Origin of the sequence: Paenibacillus sp. FSL H3-0329, from assembly GCF_037963285.1 — a bacterium.
Classification (GTDB): domain Bacteria; phylum Bacillota; class Bacilli; order Paenibacillales; family Paenibacillaceae; genus Paenibacillus_AQ; species Paenibacillus_AQ odorifer.
Map to the genome: position 1 here is coordinate 2,592,286 of NZ_CP150150.1, position 20,889 is coordinate 2,613,174.

21 protein-coding genes are annotated in these 20,889 nt (G+C 44.8%); 15 read left to right on the plus strand and 6 right to left on the minus strand.

Annotated features, from left to right (window positions below; all coding sequences use genetic code 11):
* Positions 1 to 2: 2 nt before the first annotated feature.
* Positions 3 to 1,346 (minus strand): glycoside hydrolase family 30 protein, encoded by a 1,344-nt coding sequence (locus NSQ66_RS11100; RefSeq protein ID WP_036689755.1) that lies wholly within the window; start codon positions 1,344 to 1,346, stop codon positions 3 to 5.
* 133 nt (positions 1,347 to 1,479) lie between these two features.
* On the opposite strand from NSQ66_RS11100, the gene NSQ66_RS11105 reads away from it, so the two are divergent.
* On the plus strand, positions 1,480 to 2,274 hold the full coding sequence (locus NSQ66_RS11105; RefSeq protein WP_076142017.1) for an AraC family transcriptional regulator: 795 nt from the start codon (positions 1,480 to 1,482) through the stop codon (positions 2,272 to 2,274).
* Between the two features lie 72 nt (positions 2,275 to 2,346).
* Here NSQ66_RS11105 and NSQ66_RS11110 read toward each other — a convergent pair whose 3' ends face one another.
* Together NSQ66_RS11110 and NSQ66_RS11115 are read right to left on the minus strand one after the other, a co-directional pair.
* Positions 2,347 to 3,315, minus strand: coding sequence for a glycoside hydrolase family 43 protein (locus NSQ66_RS11110; RefSeq protein WP_036689758.1), 969 nt, complete (start codon positions 3,313 to 3,315; stop codon positions 2,347 to 2,349).
* Positions 3,316 to 3,472: 157 nt separating this feature from the next.
* The gene (locus NSQ66_RS11115) at positions 3,473 to 4,501 is read right to left on the minus strand and encodes a glycosyltransferase family 4 protein (RefSeq protein ID WP_036689759.1); all 1,029 of its coding nucleotides are present in this window, start codon (positions 4,499 to 4,501) and stop codon (positions 3,473 to 3,475) included.
* Between the two features lie 142 nt (positions 4,502 to 4,643).
* Here NSQ66_RS11115 and NSQ66_RS11120 point away from each other — a divergent pair, with 142 nt between their 5' ends.
* Entirely contained in the window at positions 4,644 to 5,153 is a 510-nt protein-coding gene (locus NSQ66_RS11120; RefSeq protein ID WP_076142016.1) for a DinB family protein, read from the plus strand.
* A 62-nt stretch (positions 5,154 to 5,215) separates the two neighbouring features.
* Here the strand turns inward: NSQ66_RS11120 and NSQ66_RS11125 are convergent, their stop codons facing one another.
* Positions 5,216 to 6,082 (minus strand): sugar phosphate isomerase/epimerase family protein, encoded by an 867-nt coding sequence (locus NSQ66_RS11125; protein WP_339279732.1) that lies wholly within the window; start codon positions 6,080 to 6,082, stop codon positions 5,216 to 5,218.
* Positions 6,083 to 6,111: 29 nt separating this feature from the next.
* Entirely contained in the window at positions 6,112 to 7,020 is a 909-nt protein-coding gene (locus NSQ66_RS11130) for an alpha/beta hydrolase (RefSeq protein ID WP_051491643.1), read from the minus strand.
* A gap of 502 nt (positions 7,021 to 7,522) precedes the next feature.
* Here NSQ66_RS11130 and NSQ66_RS11135 point away from each other — a divergent pair.
* The 10 genes from NSQ66_RS11135 (at position 7,523) to NSQ66_RS11180 (ending at position 18,287) form a co-directional block, all read left to right on the plus strand.
* Positions 7,523 to 8,023, plus strand: a complete 501-nt coding sequence (locus NSQ66_RS11135) for a GNAT family N-acetyltransferase (RefSeq protein ID WP_076142015.1) — start codon at positions 7,523 to 7,525, stop codon at positions 8,021 to 8,023.
* 216 nt (positions 8,024 to 8,239) lie between these two features.
* Positions 8,240 to 10,309, plus strand: a complete 2,070-nt coding sequence (locus tag NSQ66_RS11140; RefSeq protein ID WP_076142014.1) for a bifunctional aldolase/short-chain dehydrogenase — start codon at positions 8,240 to 8,242, stop codon at positions 10,307 to 10,309.
* 40 nt (positions 10,310 to 10,349) lie between these two features.
* Positions 10,350 to 11,108 carry a DeoR/GlpR family DNA-binding transcription regulator gene (locus NSQ66_RS11145; RefSeq protein WP_076142013.1) on the plus strand — a complete coding sequence of 253 codons (759 nt, stop codon included), beginning with the start codon at positions 10,350 to 10,352 and terminating at the stop codon, positions 11,106 to 11,108.
* A gap of 26 nt (positions 11,109 to 11,134) precedes the next feature.
* On the plus strand, positions 11,135 to 11,863 hold the full coding sequence (locus NSQ66_RS11150) for a (Fe-S)-binding protein (protein ID WP_036689769.1): 729 nt from the start codon (positions 11,135 to 11,137) through the stop codon (positions 11,861 to 11,863).
* A complete protein-coding gene (locus NSQ66_RS11155) occupies positions 11,860 to 13,413 on the plus strand; it encodes a LutB/LldF family L-lactate oxidation iron-sulfur protein (RefSeq protein WP_076142012.1) in 1,554 nt (517 codons plus the stop codon). Before NSQ66_RS11150 ends, NSQ66_RS11155 begins: the two co-directional genes overlap by 4 nt.
* Entirely contained in the window at positions 13,406 to 14,134 is a 729-nt protein-coding gene (locus tag NSQ66_RS11160; RefSeq protein WP_076142011.1) for a lactate utilization protein, read from the plus strand. Before NSQ66_RS11155 ends, NSQ66_RS11160 begins: the two co-directional genes overlap by 8 nt.
* Before the next feature lie 26 nt (positions 14,135 to 14,160).
* Positions 14,161 to 15,651, plus strand: a complete 1,491-nt coding sequence (gene rhaB, locus NSQ66_RS11165) for a rhamnulokinase (RefSeq protein WP_249267759.1) — start codon at positions 14,161 to 14,163, stop codon at positions 15,649 to 15,651.
* Positions 15,652 to 15,726: 75 nt separating this feature from the next.
* Positions 15,727 to 17,001 carry an L-rhamnose isomerase gene (gene rhaA, locus NSQ66_RS11170; RefSeq protein WP_076142010.1) on the plus strand — a complete coding sequence of 425 codons (1,275 nt, stop codon included), beginning with the start codon at positions 15,727 to 15,729 and terminating at the stop codon, positions 16,999 to 17,001.
* A 159-nt stretch (positions 17,002 to 17,160) separates the two neighbouring features.
* On the plus strand, positions 17,161 to 17,799 hold the full coding sequence (locus NSQ66_RS11175) for a Vat family streptogramin A O-acetyltransferase (RefSeq protein WP_036689774.1): 639 nt from the start codon (positions 17,161 to 17,163) through the stop codon (positions 17,797 to 17,799).
* A 110-nt stretch (positions 17,800 to 17,909) separates the two neighbouring features.
* The gene (locus NSQ66_RS11180) at positions 17,910 to 18,287 is read left to right on the plus strand and encodes a YkvA family protein (RefSeq protein WP_080742463.1); all 378 of its coding nucleotides are present in this window, start codon (positions 17,910 to 17,912) and stop codon (positions 18,285 to 18,287) included.
* 16 nt (positions 18,288 to 18,303) lie between these two features.
* Here the strand turns inward: NSQ66_RS11180 and NSQ66_RS11185 are convergent, their stop codons facing one another.
* Positions 18,304 to 18,696: a helix-turn-helix domain-containing protein gene (locus NSQ66_RS11185; protein ID WP_036689775.1), complete on the minus strand. Its 393-nt coding sequence runs from the start codon at positions 18,694 to 18,696 to the stop codon at positions 18,304 to 18,306.
* A gap of 150 nt (positions 18,697 to 18,846) precedes the next feature.
* Between NSQ66_RS11185 and NSQ66_RS11190 the strand changes: the two genes are divergently transcribed.
* From NSQ66_RS11190 to NSQ66_RS11200, 3 genes are all read left to right on the plus strand, one after another.
* Positions 18,847 to 19,521 (plus strand): NAD(P)H-dependent oxidoreductase, encoded by a 675-nt coding sequence (locus NSQ66_RS11190; RefSeq protein ID WP_036689777.1) that lies wholly within the window; start codon positions 18,847 to 18,849, stop codon positions 19,519 to 19,521.
* A 187-nt stretch (positions 19,522 to 19,708) separates the two neighbouring features.
* Positions 19,709 to 20,119, plus strand: coding sequence for a CidA/LrgA family holin-like protein (locus NSQ66_RS11195; protein ID WP_036689778.1), 411 nt, complete (start codon positions 19,709 to 19,711; stop codon positions 20,117 to 20,119).
* On the plus strand, positions 20,119 to 20,805 hold the full coding sequence (locus NSQ66_RS11200) for an LrgB family protein (RefSeq protein WP_076142009.1): 687 nt from the start codon (positions 20,119 to 20,121) through the stop codon (positions 20,803 to 20,805). The genes NSQ66_RS11195 and NSQ66_RS11200 overlap by 1 nt, the downstream gene beginning before the upstream one ends.
* Positions 20,806 to 20,889: the final 84 nt, after the last annotated feature.

Below are 20,889 nucleotides of genomic sequence, written 5' to 3' on the forward strand. Positions count from 1 at the left end.
TTCTACTTAATTAGCAGCGTTTGAATGGCATGAGCCGGAATCATGTTCTCAGCCAGTTCGTCATGGAAGCGCAGGGTGAATGGAAGCTCTTGCTCTGTGCGGTTCATAACGATAACAGCAATAGTGCTATCAGGGTTGCGGAAAGCTGTTGTTTCAAGCTTATCTGTATATTTGGAGAAACCAATGCGTTTAGCACCCGGACGAATATATTTACTGAAGTGCCCGATGTAATAGAATGAGCTCTCAAAAGTAATTTCATCGTTTTTGGTATCTCCGATAATTGGAGCGTCGCAGTAATTTCCTACATGATTAGGTCCACCTTGCTCATCCAAGACAATGTTCCAGTCTGTCCAGCTCGACATCCAGTTGTTCAGATTGCCGATGATATCATGTCCGTAACGTTCACCGGTGTTCCATGAGCCGAGATGAACGCCACCTTCTTGGCAGCCTTCGCTGAAGAACAGCTTTTTATCAGGGAAACGATCATGTACAGCAGAGAGGGCTTCGAAGTGATCACCGGAATACCAGTGAAAGCAGATTCCCCATATGTATTTGGACGCTGCTTGATCTTCAAAAGCAACCTTAGCACGGTCATACACCCGTTCTTTATTATGATCCCAGATCATAACCTTTACATGGCCCAAGCCCGCTTGTTCCAGAGCAGGTCCCAAGTAGTCACGCACAAAATCCTTTTCTTCTTCGGCGGTATACAGGCAGGAATCCCATCTTTGTACAGCTTTGGCTTCATTCTGAACACTGACAGCCCAGATATCAATCCCTTCTGCAGTGTACGCCTCAATATATTTAACGAACATGTTAGCCCAAGCCTTACGATATTCAGGCTTAAGAGCTCCGCCTCCGTTCATTTGCCCGTTAGTCTTCATGAACGCTGGAGGACTCCATGGGGAAGAGAACAGACGGAAATCTTCACCTACTGCTGCGGCAGCATTTTTTATGAGGGGGATAACCGACTCGTGATCTCTGGAAATATCGAACGAACGTAGCTCCGCATCGCCTTCCTCTACATAAGCATAGTTGCCCAGTGAGAAGTCGCAGCTTTGGATATGTGAGCGGCAAAGGGTATATCCAATGCCGTGCTCAGGATGAAAATAAGCGTCGATGATTTCTTTTTGTTTAGCTGCACTAAGCTTAGCGATAGTAACGGCAGAGGACTCCGTAAGAGCTCCACCAAAGCCTTCAATTTCTTGATACTCCAGATCATCATAGATATTGATTAGCTCTGATTCGACTCCTGACGTATCGGGAAGGAAAATCAGAGGGTCCTTTTCTGTTAAACGATCCGTGGTTTCTTTAGCGGTTTGAATGACGCGAATAGTTTTACTCATAATGCTTGATAACCTCCTACATATGAATTCTGTCTTTATTATAGAAGGAGATTCACTGCACTTTGAAGAAACTATATGGCTAAGAACCTCAACAATCTGGTCATCGACTATTATAGAATGAGGAGCATATGCGATGGGAACAAACAGCGTTCAAATTAGTCTGTGTGGATTTATCCGCCATACTCAGCCTTTTCGGCAACTATATCGCAGTGGGTTGGATACCTATATCATCAGGCTGCAAGCAGAAGGGGAATGTGAAGTCCTCATCGATGGAGAAATGACTGCCGTAGTGCCGGGGGATCTATTGTTATTTAAGCCCTACGATATATATGATCTGAGAATCGGTGAAAAGAAAAGTCCTTTGGGACATAGTGTGGACTATTTTGTAATGTGTACAGGGGAATGGGTGGACCACTGGTGGAACCTGCGTGAGCGACCCAAAAAGGTTAGAATTGCGGATGATGGTAAGCTGCAAAGTATATGGCAACAGCTTGATCTGGAGAATAGAAGACTAGACGGGGGTAGCCCTGAAATACTTGAAGCACTATTTAAAGCTTTATGTTTGTTGTTAGATCGGGCTATGGAAGAGGCACCTGCATCATCTTCGGCTTCGCTTCTACACGGACTTAAAATGAAGAGTTATGTGGAGGAGCATGCTACTTCAGAGATCAGACTAAAGGACGTAGCTGCTCATGCTGGAATTAGTGTGACAAGGGCTGTACATTTATTCAAGATCCAATTCGGTTATTCTATTATGCAATATGCGGGGCAAATCCGGCTTGCGATGGCACTGAGATTAATGGACAATACCAATTACACCTTAGAGCGTATAGCAGAGGAGACGGGGTTTGGAAGTTACACCTATTTTCACAGGGTGTTTCGGGAGCGTTATGGTGTCTCGCCAGGTATCTATCGAAAGAGAGAGTAGAAGGTTTATCAGTAAAAAGAAGCTGCCCCATAAATCACAGAGTAGGACTTCGGGGCAACTCTCGATTAGACGTTAATTATAGTAAGGCCAGCCAGCAGAATCCCATTCGAGATCACTGATTAACAATTTGGGTGCGCCATTCTCAGCGACACTGTAAGCATGGCGGACGATAACGTTGGTTCCGTATATATCCTGTCCACCAGGACCCGCCCAAAAACTGTTGCCGCTATCGATGACCGTAGCCCCGCCATTTTTCATATCGGTACCGTCCTTCGCATAGAAAGGCCCCAGTACGCTGGTTGAGCGTCCCACTGCAATTTTATAGGTGCTGTTTACGCCTGAGCAGCATTGGCCAATGGATACGAATAGATAATAATATCCGGTGTTTGGATTGTAAACCATGCTGGAGCCTTCAATCCCCCCGGATTTAGTCGCAATGCGATACGAGTTGCCCGTTGGCTTCATGGTTGTTTTGTTGATGGAGGTAATGTAAATCCCGTTGCTCCAGGAACCGAAGGTCATCCATAGGTTTCCGTTAGCATCTGCCGTAATGTTAGGATCAATGGCGTTATAATTGGAGGCGTCATTAGACGAGATAACGACACCTTGGTCCGTCCATTTTCCCCCGGAGATCGATTTAGTAGTTACTAAACCAATAGCAGACACTCTTGAGCCGAATGTGGAGATAGAATAATAGAGGTAATAGGTACCGTTATAGTAGAAAATTTCTGGGGCCCATACATCTAGCCCTTCTTGATTGGGAACGTAAGAGCTCCACCAGGAGGGTTTCGAGGTATAAATCGGGAGGGAGCGAATATAGTTAGTTCCATCGTTTGAAAACATCACTTGGAGACCTGATCCCGTGCTGAATACCCAATGTGTGTTCCCCTCTTTGATATATGAAGGGTCGTGTACGTTGGTATCTCCAGTCAGATTCCAGGTTGCTGCATAAGCTTGCGATCCTCCTGAGAAAACAGTTGTAAAAAGCATTAAAAAAGACAACAATAACAACCGATAACCTTGCCTACCTTTTTTCGCCATATTCCTTCTCCTTTTAGTTTAGATTTCCCTAAAGTGTTTCATTGTTTTGCGATTGATAACGCTTACATAATATCTTGTATTATTTCTCTAGTCAATGATTCTTTTGGATCAATAAAAAAGCAAATCTCAGCCATTGGAGACTTGCTTTTTTATATTTTTATAATAAATCTGTGATCGCTTGTTCAAATAATCTGACACTATTTTCCCAAGTCCATTTGCGCGAATATCTTTCCCCCTGCTCCGCTAATTTAGTTCTTAAGTTGGGATCACGTATTAAGCGGATGACATCTTCACCGAGCCGGTTCTCATATCGATAAGAGAGCAAACAGTTTTTCTTGTGATGGGCGTATTCCATATTCCCACCCGAATATACACAGACTAACGCTGCTCCACAACGCATGGCCTCAAGTCCCGGTAAAGAACCTGTATCAAAAATACTTGAGCTAACAAAAATATCCGCACCGTTATAGTGATAGCAGAGCTCCTCATCATTTGCTGGCGTAAAGAACCGATATTTGCCAGTAGCTTTCATTCTTTGGAGAATTTCTGAGGTGTTGAACTCGTCAGGCGGACTGATGAAGTTAATATTTACATCGGGATATTGGCTTTTTACGTAATCCAGCTGTTCTATAAGGTAATCTTGCTCGCGGTGCCAGGAGAAACCGCGTTCTGTTTTTCTTAATATAGCTGTTATGTTTAAAGGCTCTTGAAGACTGTGACGGATATTCATATTTTTAAAAGAGGAGCTAATGCCAATGGGCACGATACTGCCGGTGATGCCATGATTTAAAAAGATCAGCTCCTGCTGCCAACGTGATAAAACGATTAGATGCTCAGTGATGTGATAGGAGGGGAAGGAGCGTCCGTTATCCGGTAAAAAAGGAGGCTCATAACATAAAGATAAACGTACATGAACCCCTTTTCCTTGTTTGCTTGCTGCTTGGGCGATGGGGACAGTTGTATAATAATTAGAAACAATGACGTCTCCGGGAGGAAAGTCATGCTCGTGAATATTCATATGTGAGGAGCGGATTACGTTTGCGCGCACATCATAAGAAATAGCGCCATCCACAGGCAAGAGGAGGTTGACCTGATGGCCCAAATCTGTCAGCCCATTGGTGAGCTCTACCAGCATACGTTGTGCTCCGCCATGAGATAAGGTCAGAATAGGGAATGTGAATCTCATTGATAATCCCGTCCCTTCCAAGTTAGAGCTGTAATAGTGAAACAATATGATTCAATCGTTATGTTTCTTATTTTATTCAGCTCCTATAGAAAAGTACCATTTAACAAGTTTACAAACAAAAGTAGAAGGAAGAGGGATTAGTATGAGTGAAATCATTATCGAATGTATGAGAAGGCTCGATCAATCCTTGGGGTATGTGGAGCAAGCTGTAAATAAGCTATCGACCGAAGAGATATGGTTTCGTCCAAAGTCAAAAATGAATGCCATTGGTAACCTATGCCTGCATATTGCGGGCAGCGAATATCAGCATCTGGTCAGCGGAATCGGCAATAAGCCAATAGAAAGAGATAGACCTAATGAATTTTTGACCAGAGGCGGTTATTCATCACAGGAATTATTGCAGTATATGCTGAAGGTCAGGGAAGAAAGCCGTGCGGTGGTGGGCAATTTGACGAAGGCTGATCTAGAACGGGAGGTCACCATTAGTTTCCCTGAGGGGGCTGGAATGGAGAATTATACTTGGAGTATTCAAAAGATTATGATCGGAGCGGTAGAACATTATTCCTATCATACAGGTCAAATCGTATATGCCTCCAAATTGCTGCAGGCAGAGGATGATCATCTGCTCAATAACTGGAAACACTATTTTTGAGCATAGATAAAGCTGGGATAGATGCGCAGCTGCTGCTAACACCTATCCTCAGAAGTGGGTTTTTATTGTGTTATAGGAGCAAGCTTCTTCAGTAAAGCAACTGTATCATTAACCTCCAGATCCTTGATATCTTCTAATGACACATCGATCATTGGCTTATATTCTTGGAGTTTGCGCAGGAAAGCTTCGGTATGGAATAATCCGTTGCCTGCTTTTCCGTGGTATGCTTTTTCACCATCTTGATAGATATCTTTTAAATGCGCCAGAATGATACGGTCGCCGAATAATCTGAAGGAATCATCGACAATTTGATCCTGCAAATGCGCAGCCGTGCCAATAAAATTACAAGGGTCCAATACAACACCTATACAGCTTGATGGGACTTCATCTAAGATGCGGCGCATCTTGTCTGGTGTAGAAAGTGTATGTGTGCAGACCCCTTCTAGTCCTAGAAAAACGCCCCATTTTTCAGCTTCCTCTGCAAGTTCTTCTATAGTTGCCCTTAACGTATCCCAGCCGATAGCTTCGTAATGGACCGGATCTTGTGCTTGAAAAGTAGTCAGCGCACCGGTCTCTGTTGCCACCATAGGTGCGCCGAATTGGCGGGCATAACGAAGATGCTCTTTAAAACGATTGATCTCAGCTCTCCGGATGACAGGATCCGGATGAACAGGGTTGATGTAACAGCCCAAAACACCGATACGTATTCCTGCTTTATCAAATTGTTCGCCAATATAGCTGGCAAGACCTGGACTTAGTTTACCGGTAGAAGTGTCGATGTCCTGAATGGCTTTGGATAATGCAAGCTGAACAAAATCGATATCATAATTCTGAAGGGTTGCAGTTAACGACTTGAGCGGCAGGCAGCCAAATGTGTGGGCTAGAGTTCCGTATCTGATGGGTAACCTCTCCTTTAATAGAGTAAGTATGAGTAATAACCTTCATAATAGTAACGCTTTCATAAGGATGCAAGTGATTTATCATTATCGCCGGTCAGGAAATTGATGATTTCAGTGTTGACTCTATCCGGTTGCTCATGATTAATGCCGTGTCCCGCACGGGGGATGACTTGGTAATGAAACTTTCCGTCCTCTAAAATATCTATGAAATCCTTTGATTGTTTTAATGCGTGTTCTCCTACTAAAAAATAGAGCTTATCTCTGACGGCAACTGCGGCGTTTCTATCGTATTTTTGAAGCTTATGAACAAACATAGCTTGTTGATTATGAGTGCGCATTAAAAGGATTAGATGAGCAGCTACTTCTGGGTGATTGTCAAATAAAGGGGAGTCAGGCGCACTTAACTTCTTCAGCACTTTGAGTAAATTGCGATCCGTGGGAATCAGAATCTCTGGGAACATCATCATTAGCGTTTGCAGCATGGCTTTGATTGGTGTGGTGACCATTCCGCCTTCCAAACAAATCACACGGTTCACTTTGTCCGGTTGCTTGGTCGCATAATTAAAAGCAATATAGGCGCCATTTGACACCCCTGCAATATTAAAGACGTCTATGCTCAGATGTTTGGCTATTTCATTAATCCATTCCACCTGCTCAAACTTTTGTTTATTAAAGTACGCATTAGGAATGCTTTTTCCGGGTCCGCCCAGAGTATCAATAGCGATGCAGTAAAAATGCCGCGATAATTCCTCGATGTTAAGGAGCCACATGACCGCCGAGTTATCACCAACGCCATGAAATAGAAATAAGGGGGGATTACTCTTTTGCCCGGTAAGGATACAATGCGTCAGCCCATATGTGGTTGGGAGATCGAGTTCTTCAAGAGGAACAGGCCACTGATCAACTAGCTGTTGGTAGGACTGCCACACTTGTTCTTGCGCCTTGGCATTCTTAAAGCTATTCACCATCACAAACCTCCTTAGTGAAAAATACAACATCTGTATCTTATTCCAATAAGTATACTACGAGAGTGCGGAAGGAGGGGCGAGAAATAGAAACATTCCTGTGAAAAGTGGGGGAGCAGAAGGTGATTAGAGGGTGAGTAGATGGTGATTAGATTAGATAGATTAGATAGATTAGATAGATTAGATTAGATAGATTAGTTTAGATACCTGTTGCTTGATCACCTAGTAGTCACAAGGAGCCAGATAAGTGTATTTCATACAACTAAATTGCTACTTTACTCTCACTTCGGTGATATAGATGTACTTTGTACAACTATATCTCTCGTAATTAGCTGATTTAGCTAAATTGGGCGAATTTAATTGCACAAAGTACACTTAATACATTAGGCGTGAGCATTGAAGTACATTTTAGTTGTAGATTGTGCAATTAAATAATGCATGCCGGTCTTTTTTGCGGTAAATTTTTGATAGGGAAGTTATTAATAACGTTCTAGGGGGGATTATTATGCTTGTTGAGCTAAAGGAAGCTAGCATTTCAGATGGACGCGATATTTTTGAGATGATTGTGGAGATAGGTCCGGGGGAAAATGGATTCGTCAACAATGGATTTAATCTGGCTTTCAGTCAATTTCCTGATTTCATCCGGGAGAGGATAGCACTTTCACAAGGTGATAATCTTCCACCACAGTATGTAGCACAGACCAACTACTGGCTACTGATTGACTCCTATCCCGTTGGTGTCGGAAAATTAAGACATTCCTTAAATGATCAATTGAGGAAGTCAGGTGGACACATTGGCTATAGTATCAGACCCAGTGAGAGAGGAAGAGGTTATGGTACGATTTTTTTGGCAGAGCTGTTAAAAAAAGCTGCGGACATGGGGATTGATAAGGTCATGCTGACTTGTGAGCCGGACAATATATCTTCGAGAAAGGTTATTGAAGCGAACAAAGGAAAACTACATGGCATTAAGGATGAAAAATGTAACTACTGGATCACCCTTTAAGCTGGTTTGAAAAATAGTGGAGGAGTTGCCAAGAGGCAGCTCTTTTTTGTTATTCACGAGGTTATTGTAGTTCATCCAATGTAGATTCGTCTAAAATGTGAAAATAATTTAAAATTTTGTTGAAAGCGCTCTATTCAAACACAAACAAATAGTTTAAAATCAAAACAAACAAAAATAAACAAAAAAACAAACATTCAAAAACGGAGGTATTCACAAATGGTACAAAACTTATGGGATTCATCTCGGGAAAAGAAATTAAACGGGGGATTGGATGCATTAGTGTTCCGCTCTAATCTGCTGGGCGAAGATCGCAGAGTCTGTAACTTTGGCGGAGGGAATACCTCCAGCAAAACGATAGAATTGGATTTTCGCGGGCGCGAGGTAGAAGTAATGTGGGTGAAGGGCAGCGGCTCTGACCTCGCTACGATGAAAGCAGGCAATTTTACCGGACTAAGGCTTCAGGATATTGCCCCGTTATTTGAACGTGATGAAATGCCAGATGAAGAGATGGTAGCTTATCTCGCAAATTGTATGATTGACCCTAAACATCCGCGTGCTTCCATCGAGACGTTGCTGCATGCGTTTTTACCTTTCAAACATGTGGATCATACGCATCCAGATGCCATTATCAGCTTATGCTGTGCGCATAACGGTAAGGAAATTGCCCGTGAGATTTATGGGGATCGTTTCGTATGGGTGCCTTACATCCGTCCAGGCTTCACTTTATCCAAAATGATTGCCGAAGGTGTGCTCGCAAACCCGAAAGCTGAATTAGTGCTGATGGAGAAACACGGTCTCGTGACTTGGGGGGATACACCTGAATCTTGTTATGACAAAACAATCTCCATAATTAACGAAGCGGAAAGTTATATTGAAGAAAGAATTGAAGATCAGAACCTATTTGGCGGCCGCAAATCAGAAGCACTTCCAGAAGCAGAGCGACGGGCTGTAGCGGCCGCAGTGATGCCACTGATCAGAGGCGCAGTTAGCGATGAGCGTAAAATGATTTTGACCTTCGATGATGCGGAGGATGTGCTGCGTTTCGTAGGAGGGGCTGACTCGGAGAAGTTATCTGATGTAGGCGCAGCTTGTCCGGATCATTTGGTACATACCAAAATGAAGCCGCTTTTTGTTGCGTGGGAGCCAAACACCAATGATATCGATGGCTTGAAGGCGAAGCTGAGCGAAGCGATTAGCGCTTATAAGGAGCAGTACAAAGCATACTTCGACCGTAATAAACATGAGGGCGATGTAATGTTCGAGGCTGCGCCACGTGTGATCCTGATTCCTGGCGTGGGCATGATCAACACAGGTAAAAGCTGGAGCAATTCTAAGATCAGCGGAGCCTTGTATCACCGGGCGATTGCTGTTATGCGCGGAGCTACTGCACTGGGAGATTTCGTCTCTCTTAGTGAGAATGAATCGTACAATGTGGAATATTGGCCCTTGGAATTATATAAATTATCACTGGCTCCGGCAGAAGCGGAGTTCTCCCGTCAAGTTGCCTTTATTACAGGTGGTGCCGGGGGAATTGGGAGTGAGACGGCTCGTCGTTTAGTATCAGAAGGAGCGCATGTTGTATTGGCAGACCTCAATCTGGAGGGTGCACAAAAAGTAGCGGAAGAGATTAACGCTAAGTATGGTGAAAATCGTGCATTCGCCGTTAAAATGGACGTAACTCAGGAAGAGCAGGTAACCGCAGCATATGCGGAGACAGCACTTTTTTATGGCGGGGTCGACATTATCGTTAATAATGCTGGGCTTGCAACCTCCAGTCCGTTTGATGAGACTTCATTAAAAGAGTGGAACTTGAATATTTCTGTACTGGGCACAGGATATTTCCTCGTTGCACGCGAAGCTTTTAAAGTGATGAAGGAGCAAAAAATCGGTGGCAGCATGGTGTTCATCGGCTCCAAAAATTCTATTTTTGCAGGAAAAAGCGTTTCGGCTTACAGTTCTGCCAAGGCGCTCGAAGCCCATCTGGCCCGCTGTATAGCAGCTGAAGGCGGAGAGTTTGGCATCCGTGCCAATACGATTCTGCCCGATGCAATTTTACAGGGATCAGCCATCTGGAATTCGAACTGGCGTAATGAACGGGCGGCTGCTTACGGGATTGAGCCGGATCAATTAGAGGAGCATTACCGTAAACGCACGACGCTGCTAGTTAATATTTATCCGCGTGATATTGCCGAAGGCGTTGCTTTTTTTGCTTCTTCCAAGTCAGAGAAAACTACGGGTTGTATGCTGACAATCGACGGTGGAGTGCCAGCAGCTTTTACTAGATAAGAGGTAGCTTGAATATAGATAGGGATAACGGAGGGAAATCATGCTGATTGCAGACAGATATGAACGAATCGTAGAACTAGTGAATGAACGCGGCAGTATCCGTGTCTCAGAATTGAGTACATTATGCCAAGTGACGGAAGAAACCATTCGCCGCGATCTGGATCGATTGGAAAAAGCGGGGCGGTTGCTGCGTTCGCATGGCGGAGCAGTTAGCCTGCGTGACCGGCAACCGGAGACCCCTTATGCCGAACGAGAAATCATGAATGCAGCGGAGAAACAGCGGATTGCCCGCGAGGCGGTAATGATGATTAAGCCGGGCGATCGAATTCTGCTGGATGCCAGTACAACGGCTTGGTATATGGCTTCGCATTTGCCGGATATGCCGCTTACTGTGTTGACCAATTCTACTAGAGTGGCAGCAGAGTTAAGCGGGAAGGAGCGGATCGAGGTCTTTTCTACAGGCGGACAGCTGAGCCGCAGATCAATGTCCTATGTTGGTCATTTAGCAGAACGTTCGCTTGAATTGTATCACGTGGATAAGATGTTTTTTTCCTGCAAAGGATTTCATCTCGAACGTGGCGCTAGTGAATCAAATGAGCTGCAAGCTATGGTGAAACGAAAGATGATTTCTATAGCGGAGCAAGTGATCTTATTATGTGATTCCAGTAAATTTGGAATACAAGCGTTCACACATTTTGCGGCTCCTAGTGATGTGGATGTCCTAATAACGGATTACAACCCTGTTGGAGAACAAATGAAGCAGTTGCAGAAGCTGAACATCGCAATAACGACGGTGTAGTAAATAGTTGTGCAGGAGGTGAAGGCATGAAGGTATCGATGTTTATAACTTGCGTCAGCGATGCCGTGTTCCCGAAGGTCGGGGAAGCCATGGCTCGTCTGCTAGCCAGGTATGGCGTACAGCTGGAGTTCCCGGAGGTGCAGACTTGCTGCGGACAGCCTGCGTACAACAGTGGATATTGGAATGAAGCGCGGCAAGCTGCACTTACGATTCTACAGGCTTTTGATGACAGTGATTTTGTCATTGCACCTTCCGGATCCTGTACGGGGATGCTTCATCATTACCCTAAGCTGTTTCAGGATGATCCGGTTAATCTGGTCAAGGCGCAGAATTTGCAACGCAAATCCTATGAATTTAGCCAGTTTATGGTGCAGGTACTTGGCGTAACTGATCTAGGAGCAGTCTTTCCGCATAAGGTTACCTATCATCCTTCCTGTCATGGCACAAGGATTCTAGGGATTCGCGACGAACCTATGCAGCTTATGCAAAATGTGAAGGCGATGGAGCTGGTGCCACTGCCTTTTGCTGAGGACTGCTGTGGGTTTGGTGGAACCTTTGCCGTGAAAATGTCTGATATCTCCGGGGCAATGGTCACTGAGAAATCAGATCATGTGCTGGAGACGGAAGCAGAAATCCTAACGGGTCTGGATATGGGTTGTCTGATGAATATTGCCGGGAATCTGCGTTACCGCCGCGAACCCGTTCGAGTTATGCATTTAGCAGAACTGCTGTATGAGGGGGTGACTGATAAATGAGCCAAGCTACCACCAATCCCAAGGCGGGTTCAGAGAATAGAAAGCCAGCTACAGTAAAAGAACGTGCAGACTTGGCGCTGAATAATGACTTTTTACGCAAGGCTGTTCGTTTTACCACGGAGAGACTGCGTGATGGAAAACAAAAAGCGGCTAACGATCATGGCCACTGGGAAGAGTGGCGTGAACGTGGGCGGCAAATCCGTCTACACACGATCGCCCATCTTGATTACTATCTGAACCTTTTTGCAGACAAGGCAAGAGTAAACGGCACACATATTCATTTTGCAGCAACGGGTGAAGAGGCTGTGAAGATTGCCCTTGAAATCGCGCAGCGAAAACAGGCAGCTTCTGTGGTCAAATCCAAATCAATGGTTACAGAGGAGCTGCATTTAAATAAGGCGCTGGAATCCATTGGTGTGGAGACCATAGAGACGGATCTGGGGGAGTATATTATCCAGCTTGCCGGGGAAACCCCGTCACATATCATTATTCCGGCGATTCATAAGAACCGCTACCAGATTGCCGAGCTGTTGTCCAAAGAGGCAGGAGAGGAGCTTTTGCCCGAAACTACTATCCTTGCTGGATTTGTAAGGCGTAAGCTGAGAGAGAAGTTCCTTGATGCGGATATCGGAATGACTGGCTGTAACTTTGCTATTGCAGAGACGGGTTCGATGGTGCTGTTCGAGAATGAAGGTAACGCTCGTATGGTCACCACTTTACCGAAAACGCAAATTACCCTGATGGGGATGGAGCGGATTATTCCTTCGTGGAGTGATCTTGAAGTGATGGCTACATTATTGCCTCGTTCGGCAACAGGGCAGAAGTTAACGGTATATATGTCGGGTATTTCTGGTCCCCGCAGGGATAATGACGGTGATGGGCCGGAAGAGCAACATATTATTATTCTTGATAATGGTCGATCTGAGCAGCTAGGCGATCCTGAGTTTCAGGAGCTGCTGAACTGCATCCGCTGTGGAGCTTGTCTGAATGCTTGTCCTGTCTACCGTCATATTGGCGGTCATGCATATGGAGGAACGTATAGCGGACCTATAGGAGCGGTGTTGACTCCGGCGTTGAATAAAAATGTAGATCAATGGGATGACATCGCCTCAGCCTCTAGCCTGTGCGGAGCATGTTATGAAGCCTGTCCGGTCAAAATCCCTCTGCATGATATGCTCATCTATTTACGGCGGCGTAAGGTAGAACGTGGTTATGGGGATAAGGCAGAAGGTCTCGGCATGAAGGGTTTTGGGGCGATCATGGCGAAGTCACAGCGATTTAGTAATGTGATGAAGGTAGGTAGAATCGGGCAAAAGCTGCTCGTACGAGACGGAGGAATTCCGTCGAAACTGGGCCCGCTGAAAGGTTGGAACAATTATCGGATCGCCCCGAAGCTGGCAGATCAATCCTTCCGTGAGAGCTGGAAGGGGCTGCAACAGGAGCTAGACAAGAACAGTCGCGAAATGGACCCGGCGATACAGAAGCGAATGGAAGATTTACTAGCGAAGCGGAAGCCGGAAGAGCTGGAAGGAGGGGCCGGGCATGACTGAAGAGACGCACAGTAACTGGTTGGAACGTATGGAGCAGGATTCACGTGAAAAGCAGCAGGCATTCATGAATGATATCGCACGCCGCCTGAAGCGGCCGAGAATTACTGAAGCTCCTGCACATCCTTTTCGCGGCGCACCGCAGTATTGGCAGCAATTCCAGTGGAGTCCGGAGGAAAGGATTGAACAATTTACGGCGAATTTTCAAAGCGCAGGTGGTCATGTATTTCGTATGGAGGATATGGATGAAGCCAAAGCTTTCATCGTCAGCAAAGTCAATGAGATGCTCGCACGGTATATTCTCCGGCAAAATGTCACCGAGCTAGCAGCACTTCGACTAGAGGAGGAACTCACAGATACACGGGTGTCTGTCTGGAATACAGATGATCAGGAGGCATGGAAAGCTAGGGCGGCCGAGGCTGATATTGGAATTGTGATTGCGGATTATGCAGTTGCCTATACAGGCTCCATTACTGTGCTGTCCTCTGAGAATAAAGGCCGTTCAGTCAGCTTATTACCTACCGCATTAATTGCCATCGTTCCATTGGAGCGGCTGAAGACTCGTCTCGGTGAGGTGCTTATTGATTTTGATGAAGCTGGGCCATCGGGGCTGCCGGCGGGCATTCACTTTATCTCCGGACCTAGCCGTTCAGCGGATATTGAGAATGATCTGACGATAGGCGTGCATGGTCCAGGAATCGTATTCGCTTTGCTAGTAGGCTGATAGGAGATAAGGAGTGTTGTATAGAGATGAATACACAAGCTCATAATCAAATTCAGAATCATATTGCTGTTGATATCGGAGCCTCTAGTGGGAGAGTGGTCTGCGGAACCTTGCAGCAGCCGGGAGGAACCCTGTCTATAGAAGAAATTCATCGCTTCAGTAATGGATTCGCTGAACAAAATGGTAATCTATATTGGGATATAGATTATTTAGTTGCTGAAATCGTCAAGGGCTTACAGCAGGCCAAGGCTAGAGGGATCGCGCGCTGCACCGTGGGCATCGATACTTGGGGTGTCGATTATGTACTTCTCGATCAGGAGGGAGCGCGGATCCATGAGGTTTTTTCTTATCGTGACTCCCGAACGGATGGAGCGATAGAGAGGCTGCATCGCAATATCTCAATTGAAAGCGTTTACGAAAAGGTGGGGATACAATATCTCCCGATTAATACATTGTATCAGCTGTTTGTGCATGATCAGGCGGAGCTGGAAGCAGCACATTCCATCCTGCTGGTCCCTGATTATCTTTATTATCGGCTTACGGGTCGCAAGATTAGTGAAGTGACGATAGGTTCCACCTCTGGGATGCTGAATCTTCACACTCGTGATTACGATGAGGATCTTCTGTCGGTGCTTGGTCTTTCAAAAGAGCAATTCCCTCCCTTAACAGAACCTGGGGAACCCGTTGGGAGGTTGACGGAGGACTTGGCGGCTCGCGGTGATCTTCCAGATTGCGAGTTCATAGCAGTAGCCTCTCATGATACAGCATCAGCTGTATTAGGGGTTCCGGCAAACAGCGAGAACTGGGGATTTCTCAGTAGTGGTACTTGGTCACTCATCGGGGTGGAACGGGGTTCAGCCATCACAAGTCCAGAGGCAATGTTACGCAACTATACGAATGAATGGGGAGCCTACGGCTCATTCCGGTTTCTTAAGAATATTATGGGCATGTGGTTGATTCAAAAGGTTCGTGAGGAGTACGGCGGACAATACAGCTTCGGCGAGCTGGTAGAGCTGGCAGCACAAGAAATCCCTTTTAGATCAATCATTTATTGCAATGATGAACGCTTCATGAATCCACAGAGCATGATTGACGAGATCCGCAGCTATTGTGTGGAAGCAGGACAGTTGGTTCCTCAAACGCCTGGGGAAATGGCTCGATGTGTATTTGATAGTCTTGCTTTATCTTATTATTTCTACATTCAGGATCTCCAGCAATTGACGGGGGACAACTTAGAGAGATTGCATATCGTTGGCGGAGGTGCAAATAACGGTCTGTTGTGCCAGATTACGGCTGATCTGCTGGAGATGGAAATTCACGCCGGACCAACGGAATCTACGGCTTTAGGCAATCTGGTGGTGCAGATGATCAGCACGGGTGCTGTAACTGATCTTCAAGAGGCGAGAGAAATTATAAGTCGTTCATTCCAAGTTACATCTTATATACCGAAGGGAATGGACCCCACTACCAAAAAGGCGGCTTTGGCACAGTTCGCCCGGTTGCAGGCCGTTAATTAGTAGCTAAGTTAAGAGGCACGCGAGCCAAAGAGAGGCAAAAGTGCCTCACCTAAAACACAATCAGGAGGCTCAATCATGGAGCAGAGTAAAGAGAGCTTACAGAGCATTCAGAACAGCTACAATGAAGCGAAAAAGCTTTACGCACAGCATGGGATCGACGTAGATAAGGTGTTGCAGCAGCTAGCGGAAATTAAGATTTCTTTGCATTGTTGGCAAGGTGATGATGTGAAGGGATTTTTGAATAAGGAAAAAGAACTGAGCGGCGGGATCGCAGTCACTGGAAGTTACCCGGGGAGGGCCGGGAATCCGGAGGAGCTGCGCCGTGATTTGGAACAGGCCCTTGCACTCATCCCAGGCCAACATAAAATAAATTTACATGCTATTTATGCGGATACAGAAGAGACTGTAGATCTCGATGCTTTAGAGCCTAAGCATTTTGAGCGATGGGTGAGCTGGGCCAAAGAGCGGGGACTCGGATTGGATTTCAATCCTACCTGTTTTTCTCATGAAAAAGCAAACGATGGCTTCACACTGAGCCACCCAGATCCTGAAATCCGCAACTTCTGGATCGCTCATTGCAAGGCCTCACGTCGAATCGCCGAGTCCTTTGGCCAGGCATTAGGTCAGCCTTGTGTGACTAATTTTTGGGTTCCAGATGGTTATAAAGATACGCCGATCGACCGTTTGTCACCAAGGGTACGGCTTCAGCAGTCACTCGATGAAATCTTCAGCGAGGAAATCGATCAGCAATATAACATTGATGCTGTAGAAAGTAAGCTGTTTGGTATTGGTTCGGAAAGTTACGTGGTTGGCTCACATGAATTCTATATGGGTTATGCGCTAAGCCGGGGCAAGGCGGTGTGCTTCGATGCTGGGCATTTCCATCCAACCGAGACGATTTCGAATAAGCTGTCTTCCTGGCTGCTGTTTGGGGATCAATTGCTGCTGCATGTTAGCCGTCCAGTACGCTGGGATAGTGATCATGTGGTAACTATGGACGATGAGCTGCTCGAGATTGCCCGTGAACTGGTTCGTGGCCAGTTTCTGGACAGAACGCATATTGGATTAGATTTTTTTGACGGAAGCATCAATCATGTTGCTGCTTGGGTGATCGGAACACGAAATACATTAAAAGCTTTGCTTCGTGCCATGCTGGAGCCAATCGAGCAATTGAAGCAAATTGAGCTGGATGGAGATTACACTTCAAGACTTGCCTTGGTCGAGGAATTTAAATCGTATCCGTTTGGAGCCATTTGGGATTATTATTGTGCGAAGAATGGCGTACCGGTCCGGGCAAGCTGGCTAAATGAAGTAAAACAGTATGAGGCAGAGGTTTTATCGAAAAGATAGAGGTAGAAGTAGAAGCAGAACGAGCTTTGACAATATAAGTAGATAATAGATAGGCGGTTACCAGCAGGTGGCCGCTTTTTTTGTTTATAAATCGTACATTATTTGAATTCAGCTCTGATCTCTGCTATGTTTTATCCAAAAGAGAGCGAGGCGTAAACTATGAAACAATATGGACCGAACCCGAATACGCTCTATCCCAATGAACAAATTAAAAGTATCTGCTATATAAAAAATGCGATTACAAGAGACAATATCATTGTTGGCGATTATACCTATTATGATGATATAAACGGTGCAGAGAAGTTTGAGGAACGTGTGACTCATCATTATGATTTTATTGGCGACAAGCTTATTATTGGAAAATTCTGCGCGATTGCCAAAGGCATTGAATTTGTCATGAATGGTGCCAACCACCGGATGAATTCGGTTTCGACCTATCCGTTTAATATTATGGCACATGGCTGGGAACAGGCGGTCCCGGATTTAAAAGATCTGCCGCTAAAAGGCGATACAGTCATCGGAAACGATGTTTGGATTGGACAAAATGTTACGGTTATGCCAGGTGTGCGTATTGGAAATGGAGCAGTTATCGCAGCCAATTCTACAGTTGTAAAGGATATTCCGGCGTATAGTGTAGCTGGAGGAAATCCCTGCAAAGTGATTAGACAACGTTTTGATGATGAAATGATCGAATATCTTGAAGCGCTGAAGTGGTGGGATTGGGATGCAGAGCGAATCTTTAATAATCTTGAAGTGTTATGCAGCAGCGATTTAACGAAAATCAAAGCAATCGATTAATCGTAAGTAGGTTCAGGATACGGACTTTAGTTTATCTTAAAGATATAAACCTCAATTGAGGGAATACTTTAGGTATGTACGTCATATGAACCTTTCGGAGGGAACCGGCAATGAAGAAAGATAAGGTCAAGAATAGCATGGAGCTCACTGCAGAGGAATTTCCATATAGCAAAGAAAATGAGGAAATGGTAACGCAAAATTTTTGGACGAAAACTAAAAAGTTTGCAGGCAAAATTCCATTTACTAAAGATGCTATCGCGATGTATTATTGTGCCGTCGACGCTAAGACACCTTTATGGGCGAAAGGAATTGCTTTCGGTGCATTGGCTTATTTTATTTCTCCTATAGATGCTATACCCGATGCGATTCTAGGCCTTGGATTTACAGATGATGCAGCGATTATCGCAGCAGGCATTAAAGCGATATCCGGTCAGGTAACCAACGAACATAAGGAAAAGGCGGAAGCGTTTTTTAATGGGGAAAAATAAAAGGTGCAGCATTAAGCTACACCGTTATATCTGTACTTTCAGGACAGCTTTCTGCGGAAAGCTGTTTTGTTTTGTACACCTCGCCCCAATCTTTCATGAGTTTAATAATAGGAATCAGTGTCTTGCCGAATTCAGTTAAAGAGTATTCGACTTTTGGGGGAACCTGATGGTAGACCTCACGGTGTACAACCCCATCCTCTTCCAACTCTCTTAGTTGCAGGGTCAGCATACGTTGGGTAATTCCCGGGCAGATCCGGCGGAATTCGTTAAAACGTTTCGTGCCATCAATCAAGTGATAGATGAGAATTCCTTTCCATTTGCCTCCTATAACGTCCAGTGTGAATTCTACAGGGCAAGCTTCTTTATTGCTTTCCGGGAAATTTCCGAAGCCACCTTTTCGGTCACGCATAGCTGTTCAACTCCCATGGTATCATTTTGTATACTACATAACATTATTGTGCGTACTTTTAAAGAAGTGATATATATACTAATATTAAGCATGTGATCGGCAAACAGTCAAATGCCCGTCGATTCTAATCAAGTAAAGGGAGTGTTACTCATGGATACTTTATCGTTAAACAAGAATGAAATCCTGTCTGCATATCAGTTCAGACATGCAACTAAAGAATTCGATAGCCATAAAAAAATTAGTGAATCGGACTTTCAATTTATATTGGAAACTGGACGATTGTCACCAAGTTCATTCGGATTCGAGCCTTGGCGTTTTGTGGTAGTGCAAAGTCCGGAAGTACGTGAGAAATTACGTCCTAATGCCTGGGGAGCACAAAAGCAATTGGCAACCGCAAGCCATTTTGTGCTTATTCTCTCACGTCTTCCTAAAGATATGGCTGCTGACTCCGATTATATTAAAGGGATCATGGAGAATGTGCAGGAGTTGCCTCCGCAAGTAATGGAAGGAAAACGTAAAGTTTTTGATAAGTTCTTGAAGGTTGATTTCGGACTGATGGCGAATGAGCGGGCGATGTTCGAATGGAGCTGCCGGCAGACTTATCTGGCACTTGGGAATATGCTGACATCAGCTGCGTTAATTGGGATCGACTCCTGCCCAATAGAAGGTTTCGATAAAGCAAAGGTTGAGCAGATATTGGCAGAAGAAGGTATTATGGACGCTGAGCATTTTGGAATCTCTTGTATGGCAGCTTTCGGATATCGCCTGAATGAACCACGTGGTAAGACGCGTCAAGGTGCAGAGCAAGTAATTCAGTGGGTTTAACGAAATTGAATTTTAATCTTTGAGCCTGTAAAGTCTCTGTATTCTGGGGATTTTGCAGGTTTTTTTGCGATATTTCTTATAAGATTCAAAAAGTAATTGAAAGTTTCATGAAAACTCTGATACCCTTATGAAGGTGACTCAATATTAGCGCTATCGCTTTAACTTAATAATGAAGGGATCCTGCATCATGAAAATCATTCGCATTATTATCCAAGTGTTCCTGCTATATTTGTTCTACTTGGCTGGGGACTATCTGCAAAAGCAACTGCATCTCCCCGTGTCCGGGAGTATCGTAGGATTACTGTTACTTTTTGTTCTATTGCTATTCAGGGTCGTGCCTGTGAAGTGGATTGAAGAGGGTGCAACAACGATATTAGCTTATCTTCCGTTATTTTTTATTCCAGCGACAGCTGGGATCGTGAATCATATGGATATCTTTAGTGGTAGAGGTTTACTATTAATCCTAATCCTTATCGTTAGCAGTGTTCTCACGATTGCCGCAGCTGCACATTCTAGCCAATGGCTTACTAGTGTAAACAACAAGCTGAAAGCGGGTTGGAGCGGCAAGAGACTAAGCGAAAAGGGGAAGGAAATATAATGTTTTTTATCGCAACAGGTATTGTACTGCTTAACTTAGCTATTTATTTGATGATGTCAGTAGTATATAGACGATTTCGTATTCCTGTACTTATTCCCGCGCTTACAGCAACAGTGATTGTTGTAACTTTACTGCTATATTTTCATATTCCGTATGATACATATATGATAGGCGGCCAATGGATTAATCAGCTGCTCGGTCCTGCTGTAGTCTCGTTAGCCTACCCATTATATAAACAACGTAATGTGTTGATTGAGAATCTCCCGGCGATTCTGGGCGGAGCGATTGTGGGACTGCTTATAGGGATGTTTAGTGGACTGCTTTTGGCGGCAGGTCTAGGATTCTCTAAATTATATGTTTTATCTTTATTACCTAAATCGATCACTACACCTGTAGCGATACAGATCTCGAACAGCTTAGGTGGGGACTCTTCTTTAACTTCCGTATTTGTTATGATTGCTGGATTTACTGGTGCGATTGGCGGACCTTTTATCATCAAGCTGTTTAGAATTCGTAGTGAGGTTGGAATCGGAATTGGTCTCGGAACCGCTTCTCATGCTCTAGGAACAGCAAAGGCCTTGGAATATGGTGAACAATCCGTTTCGATGAGCTCGGTTGCGATGACTGTATGCGCGATAGTTGGTTCTTGTATCGGCCCACTTGTAGCGTGGATGATGTACCCTTAAATTATTCTTTTAATTGGACTATGTTTGCAAAACACTCCATCGGGTAACTATAACTAAGGAACAAAAAAAGCAAAGCACCTGAGG